Origin of the sequence: Holdemania massiliensis AP2 (assembly GCF_000327285.1) — a bacterium.
In the GTDB taxonomy this organism is placed as follows: domain Bacteria; phylum Bacillota_I; class Bacilli_A; order Erysipelotrichales; family Erysipelotrichaceae; genus Holdemania; species Holdemania massiliensis.
In genome coordinates this window covers 304551-311613 of sequence record NZ_HE998569.1, presented here as the reverse complement: position 1 = coordinate 311613, position 7063 = coordinate 304551, and the positions used below count along the sequence as shown (strand labels likewise).

The window sequence follows — 7063 nt, the reverse complement described above, 5'->3', positions numbered from 1 at the left end:
AGCCGTCGAACCCATCGCTGAAACCTGCGGCTGATGCGTCTGGCGGTTGGCAACGATCACGCAGTCCCCAGCGGCATAGACATCCGGAATATTCGTGCGCATTCTTTCATCGACCACGATCGCGCCCTTGACCATCGTTAATCCGCTGTCAGCTAAGAAAGCGGTTGCCGGACGAACACCGATAGCCAAGACAACCAGATCCGCACTGATGCGGCTGCCTCCGGCCATAACACCATCCGCCCGTTCTGTTCCGGTAACAGCACTCAGCGGCGTATTCGTCAATACACGGATCCCTGCCTGACGCAGACGGCGGCGAGCCAGCTCTGCCATCTCTGGGTCAAAGAGGTTCGGCAGAATCTGATCAGCCGCATCAATCACCGTCACGGATAACCCCTGGGCTTTTAAATTCTCAGCGACTTCCAGACCGATAAAGCCGGCGCCAACCACCACGGCACTATGGCAATGCGGCTGTTCAATCGCAGTTCTTAAATCAATCGCATCCTGCGGCGTCCGCATCGTAAAGACGCCCGGCAGATCTGCCCCCGGTACAGATGGCACAATCGGAGCAGCCCCGACCGCAATCACCAGTTTGTCATAAGTTTCCATTGTCGTTTGACCCGCCCGCTGAGCGGTCAGCGTCTTCGCCGAAAAATCGACGCCGGTGACTTCACAGCCGGTGACGACTTCCACTCCCGTCAGCCCGGTATACTTTTCAGGGGTGTTGACAATCAGTTGTTCCCGGCTTTCAATCAGACCTCCGACATAATACGGAAGGCCGCAGCCAGCATAGGAGATATCGCTGCCTTTGGTCAAAATTTTGACCTCAGCACTGCGATCCTGCCGTTTGATCTTCGCCGCAGCTTTGGTCCCTGCCGCAACGCCGCCGATCACGATTACTTTCATTCCTATTTCCTCCTTGCGGGACTTACGATATTGTTAAGCCCCTCACATTGTAAAATTATAGCATAGGCGCTATAATAAAAGAAAATTGTTAATACTTATCTGCTGATTCATTTTTCTTATGAGGTGAAACCATGATTGATTATCGCATTCCCACATTTTTAACGCTCTATGAGCTGATGAATTACCGCCGCACCGCCGAACAGCTGAAGCTGAGTCAGCCAGCCGTCACCCAACAGATTCATGCTTTGGAGCGTGAATATGGCTGTCGTCTGTTTACCTATGACGGCAGCCGTTTATCCCGCACGCCGGAAGCGGAAAAGCTGGCGGAATATGCGCGCGTCGCAATGTATAACGATCAGCGGATGCGGCAGGAATTATCGGCCCCCAAGATCTTGAGCATCCGCATCGGAGCAACCAAAACAATCGGCGAATTCATCATCGGTGAAGACCTGTGCCAGTTTTTAAAACGACCTGACCGAACTTTGGAGGTTGTCGTGGAAAATACGCAGCAGCTGCTTCACCGACTGGATCAGGAAGAACTGGATTTCGCTCTCGTCGAGGGCAGCTTTGACAAAAGTCGGTATGCCTACCGCTGCTTTGAAGCCGCTCCGTTTGTCGGGATGTGCCACCGCACTCATCCGTTTGCCGGACGTCAGGTTCAATGTGAGGAACTGGCGGATCAAAGCGTGATCCTGCGGGAAATCGGATCGGGAACCCGGGCTATTTTTGAGAAGTCGTTTCAGGAATGCGGCTTCGCCCTGAATCAGATCGGCCGGGTGATCTGCGTCAACAACTTCGCCTTAATCGTCCGCATGGTCAGTGAAAACCTGGGGATTTCCTTTGCCTATTCCGCTGTGGCAGACGGTCACCCCGACATTACCACCTTTAAGCTGGACGGTCTCAGCGAACAGCGGGAGTTTAATTTCGTCTACCTAAAACAGACGCATGCCGACCGCTTGATCGACGAGATTTTCCCGCCGGTCTCATGCGGTTGACAGCTGACAAAGGCATTCTCTTTCCGGCCTGTTATTTATCCTCTGATCCTCCATCAGAAGCAACAGTCTTTCGTTTTGACGCAGGCCTTTCTCAGTGATATACTGGCTTCAATAAAACAAGAAATGAGGAATTCTATGGAATATCATACAATGACGTTGGCAGAAGCCGCCGCGATCGCAGAATGGGAATATCCTGAGGACTATGCGCTTTACAATGAGCCTGACTTTTCGCGGTTATCGCCCCAGCAGCTCACACATTATCTCAGTTTCTGCTTGCAGGGACAATTGATCGGCTTCGTTAATTTATTGGAGGAGTCCGATGCCATTTTCTTTGGGATCGGCGTTCATCCGCAGGCTTGTTCTCAAGGTCTGGGAACGGCAATAACCCGTGAAGCCATCGCCATCGCAAAACAACGCTGGCCTAAGAAATCTCTGTATCTGGAAGTCCGGACGTGGAACCAGCGGGCGATTCGGTGCTATGAAAAAGCAGGGTTTACGATGACAAAAACATTCCAGATGACGACGCATTTGGGACCCGGCAGTTTTTACCGCATGGAACTGAAGCAGAAGTAGCAAGCCTTTCTGAACTCAGCCTGATAAGTTCAGTCTTTTTCCTTCACAAATCCTGCTTTCCATTGATTTTACAACGAAAAGAAGCCGCTGTCTGGATTCCGTACTGCCAGACAAAGGCTTCTTTTTTATCAGCTTGTTAATAAAGTCATGCTTATTCAGCTAAAGCGTAAGCCGCCGCTTCCGCTCCAGCCAGGATTCCAGAATCCGTGCACAACAGCTGAGCATCACCGGAAACATAGACCTGATTGAAATACTTGCCATTGATCAGTTCCCCGGCCGCATACAGCCCGGTGATTGTCGTTCCGTCGTCCGCAACCACCTGATTATTCTCATTGGTCTTCAAGCCGCCGATCGTTCCCATGGTAATGGTCTTGATGCTGACAGCATAATAGGGACCTTCATGAATCGGAATCAGTGTCGTCTGCCCCAGATCATCATCAACGCCCTGAGCACAGAAATCATTATACCGATCTACCTGGTCCGCAAACACTTGCGGATCCATCCCGGTCTTCTGCGCCAGCTCTTCCAACGTATCCGCTTTATATACCGTTTTATCGTCGATGCGGTTGTTTGTTTCAATAAATTCAATACCGGAAGCAAATCCTTCCTCCGTGAAAATGGAGAAGATCTCGCCCGTCCGTTCCATCGCGTCCGCAAAGGCAATCGAACGCGGACCGTACAGTGCGTTGACATTCAGGATCCGATTGCCTGTTTTATCCACTACGAAATAATTCGCGTAATTGATCAGGCTGTTCAACGTGTTCGGGAAATAGGTAGAATACCCTCCGGCATCCGCGCCGATCGCCAGATCCATCCACCAACCGTCTTCATAAACGGCCGCGCCCAGTTCTTCCGCCATGCGAATTCCGTCGCCGGTATCGGTCATCGCCGCCGTGGTATAAGGCAAAATCCAATTACTTGGAAATTCTGGGCAGAAGCGTTCCATCAGTTCAGGACTGGCTGCCCAGCCGCCGGTCGCTAAGACAACAGCCTTGGCATGAACGGTCAGCGTGGAACCATCTTTCTTCTCGCATAAAAGACCTGTAATATTTCCCTGATCATCTGTTAGGATTTTAGTTGCCGGGGTATTGTAGTAGATTGAAAAGTTTTCTTTTTCTTCCAGCCACTCCATGCCCGCTGCGATATGATCCGCTCCGCCGGCTTCCCCATCGAAGGCGCTGGTCCGCGTGGATGGATAATGCCAGACTGTAAAGTCACCGCCGAATCCATCCGGTCCGGCAATCCCCACGCCATGATTCTCTAAAAATTCCAGATCGGCGGCTGACCTTTCGATCATCGCCCGGACGGCTTCGCGATCGGTTTCATCCGGTTTCACCGACTGATCTTCACAGCTGTTGAAGTAATCCATATAGCCATCCACATCCAGATCATAACCGATGGCCTGCTGCTGTTGGGAACCCACCGCGGTGATAAAGCCGCCTGAATACTTGGAAGATCCGCCTGCTGCGCCGGCTTTTTCCACCGCAACAACGGTAGCCCCGGCGTCCAAAGCACTCATCGAAGCGGTGATTCCGGCCAGTCCCATTCCGACAACGACCACATCCGCATTCACCTCTTCCTGGGTCTGAGTCTGTACAAGCGGTGTTTTTAACAGTTCCAGATTTCCGCCGGCCTGGACGCAAGCCTCTTCCACAGCGTTCAAAACAGCCCGGCTTGTCATTGTAACCGAGGATACTACATCCACTGCCAACGACTGATTCTCGATGATCGCCTGCGGAATTTGTTCAAAAGCAGCATCCGCAATATTTTTTGTTTCTCCCTGTTGTAAAATCTCAATGTTTTCAATTTTGTTTTCGCTGAATGTAACTGCCAGCTTTACCGTACTGCGAATCCCTTCAGCCTCAGCTGTATAGGTCCCTGCCGTAAAGGCTTGCTTTGCGGACGAATCCTCCGTTGCCGATGGTGTTTTTTCGGTACAGGCGCTCAAAGACAAAACAAGCAGAGCGCTCAGTGCCCAATAAAATCCTTTCTTCATTTTTCTTTCCTCCTGATTTCATTATAAATTTCCATTTGTTATTTCTCTAACAACTTTTGTTTTCTTTTTCTCAACTTTCTTTCCCAACGGATACCCTGAAATTGAATCCGATTTCATTTATAATAAGGAAAAGGGAGAGAGAAACATGGAAATCCGAAATCTGACCTACTTTGTTCAAGTCTGCAAAGATCTGAATATTTCCGCGGCGGCAGGCAAACTCTACATCACCCAGCAGGCGCTGTCCAAAAGTATCAAAACCCTGGAAGCGGAGCTGGGCGCTCCGTTATTTGTCAAAGTTCCAAACGGTGTTGCTTTGACCCCTTACGCGAAAGCTATTTTCCCGATTTGCACTGATATTTTATCCAGCTTTGAGTCCGGATTGTATAAGATCCGCTCGATTACCAAAGAAGGTATTGTTCCGCTGCGCATAGCGATTGCCTATCAAACGATGGAGTCCATTTCGCCCACGCTGATCGAGGATTTTCTTGCCGAGCATGCGAACATTGAGATTCAATTTGACGGCTATCCTGATCTTGTGGCAGAACAGAATGTTCTGGAAGGAAAGGCTGACTTTCTGTTTACTGTCGGTTTGCCGCAGCAGCCGCAGCGTTATGAAAGCAGTCTTTTAAAGAACCTTCCCTTGTGTTTAATGGTCAGTCCTGATCATCCGTTCTATGATAAAACGAGGCTGACAATCTCAGATTTGGATCAACAGCCCATTCATTGTGCCGGACCGCAGTTTAAGACGTATCATCTGCTTCAAAGCAAAGCCTCCCAAGTTCAGGCCAAGCCCGTACTGATCCCAACCAGCGGTTATCTCGTCAGCACCTACCGCAACATTTTCGCTCAGAATCATGCGGTCATCGGTATCCTCAGCAAAGAAGGTTGTCCCGGTTTCCCAGATGTCCGTTTGATTCCATTTGAAGATCCGGATCTGAATTGGGATATTTACTTCTGTTACCTGAAAGATCATCGGCTGAGTGAAATCGAAATGGATTTTATTCGTTATGTTCTCGCTGTCAAAACACAATCCCTTTGATTTAAATTTTCAGAGAGTCCGATTCTTCTTATCTCAAGTCATCCTGTTCTGATCGAAGATAAAGTAAAAGAAAGCTCAAATCGAGGTTTTTCCCCAATCTTGCTTTCTTTTTTATTGTTTTTCTTTTTGATTTTCAAGCTATCCTTATTTTAAATTGATTGAGCTTCAACAGCCAGAGCTTGATCTTTATTCAGCAGATAAGGACGCAGATAAGCCACTGTGGAACACATCGGAAGCACATCCTCAGACAAGGCAATCCCCAATTCTTCGATCAGATAAGTCCGCCGCTGCTGCATCCGCCGCCACATCTCAGGATATTGTTCACGCAGCTGCTGTTTTAGATGGGCATCAGCCAAAACGACAGTACTTTCCGCACTGACACCGCCATAACCGGAAACTGAAGGAATAATATCAATCTGAAAGATCATGCCGCTGGTCAGGATTTCCTGCGAGTTTTCATAAACCGGCGAGGACATCCATTCTTCTTCCGCAGTTAAATGTCCTGGGCACAGACTCCATCCATATTCTTTTCGCGGCAGAACTTCTTCTATCCTATCGAATAAGGCTTTGCCGCTCAGTCCTATCCGAATAGTTTCCAGCCATTGAACATAGGCTTCAAAATAAGGTTTTGCTACACGCGTCAGATAATCCCGACAAGTCTGCGGCAATTCCTGTTGGTGATGCACAGCATAACCTGCCCGGCTGGATGATCCGCCGCGGTAGCCGACGGTCAGAGAAATCGGATCTCCTACTTTTACACGATTCGCGCTCGGGAACATATTTCCCTGAATAAACCGGGGGCCGCTGGCGGCAATCGTGACAACACTGGTATGCTGACCCCACCGCACCAGAGCATCTGCCAATTCCATTTCCGTGGTTCCCACTTCCAGTTTATCCATCGCCTTCAAAATACAGTCAGAAGCCAAGGCCGCGCCGAATTCATAATGCGCAATCTCATTGGCATTGTTGGTTGTCCGCACGCCTTGTTCACCGATAAACAGATCGGTTTCATTGCTGCAAAAACCGGAATTTCCAACGACCTGTTCAATCGCGGACAGGACGTAGGCTGGAAGATCATACAGCTGCTTGTTGTGTTCAATCGGACTGGTAAACATTTTCCAGCCAACGATTCCGGTACGTACCCCGGGCTGCACCCCAGCTTCCGCCAACAAGACGGGCAGCGTTTTATCGGTGCGGTTGGGCTGATTGGGCAAAGAAAACAGTGAAACATGCACAGCATCAGCCGGAAAACGAGCCTTGGACGCTTTATTCATATTCTCATTGCCAAGCATCAGCGTCATCGCGCCATCCTGTTTAAGAATCAACAGACTTTCCTCAAAGCGCGTGAAGTAGCCAACCAAATATTCAAAGTTTCCGCCATGCTCGACGTCGCCATAAACAATCAGCTGTTCGATTCCTCGTTCTTTCATTTTCCGCAAAACTTTGGCCTTGCGTTCTTCCATCGTAGCCTGGGTTAAAGCTGTTGGGGCAGAGGGAGCGTCCGGCTGCGGTGCTTTTACGGTTTTATATTCAATTTTCAAATTTCTCATACTCGGC

At 49.5% G+C, this 7063-nt stretch carries 6 protein-coding genes; 3 read left to right on the top strand and 3 right to left on the bottom strand.

The window, feature by feature from the left end; translation table 11 throughout:
• Positions 1-903 (bottom strand): NAD(P)/FAD-dependent oxidoreductase (locus BN162_RS13835; protein ID WP_040452141.1); only part of this gene is annotated, 903 nt, incomplete at its 3' end.
• A gap of 131 nt (positions 904-1034) precedes the next feature.
• Here BN162_RS13835 and BN162_RS13830 point away from each other — a divergent pair.
• Together BN162_RS13830 and BN162_RS13825 are read left to right on the top strand one after the other, a co-directional pair.
• Complete coding sequence (locus tag BN162_RS13830; protein ID WP_020225703.1) at positions 1035-1898, top strand: LysR family transcriptional regulator; 864 nt, start codon at positions 1035-1037, stop codon at positions 1896-1898.
• Between the two features lie 135 nt (positions 1899-2033).
• Positions 2034-2471, top strand: a complete 438-nt coding sequence (locus BN162_RS13825) for a GNAT family N-acetyltransferase (RefSeq protein WP_020225702.1) — start codon at positions 2034-2036, stop codon at positions 2469-2471.
• 151 nt (positions 2472-2622) lie between these two features.
• Here BN162_RS13825 and BN162_RS13820 read toward each other — a convergent pair whose 3' ends face one another.
• On the bottom strand, positions 2623-4467 hold the full coding sequence (locus tag BN162_RS13820) for an FAD-dependent oxidoreductase (RefSeq protein WP_020225701.1): 1845 nt from the start codon (positions 4465-4467) through the stop codon (positions 2623-2625).
• 145 nt (positions 4468-4612) lie between these two features.
• Between BN162_RS13820 and BN162_RS13815 the strand changes: the two genes are divergently transcribed.
• Positions 4613-5506, top strand: coding sequence for a LysR family transcriptional regulator (locus tag BN162_RS13815; protein ID WP_020225700.1), 894 nt, complete (start codon positions 4613-4615; stop codon positions 5504-5506).
• Positions 5507-5655: 149 nt separating this feature from the next.
• Here the strand turns inward: BN162_RS13815 and BN162_RS13810 are convergent, their stop codons facing one another.
• Positions 5656-7056, bottom strand: coding sequence for a M24 family metallopeptidase (locus tag BN162_RS13810; protein ID WP_020225699.1), 1401 nt, complete (start codon positions 7054-7056; stop codon positions 5656-5658).
• Positions 7057-7063: the final 7 nt, after the last annotated feature.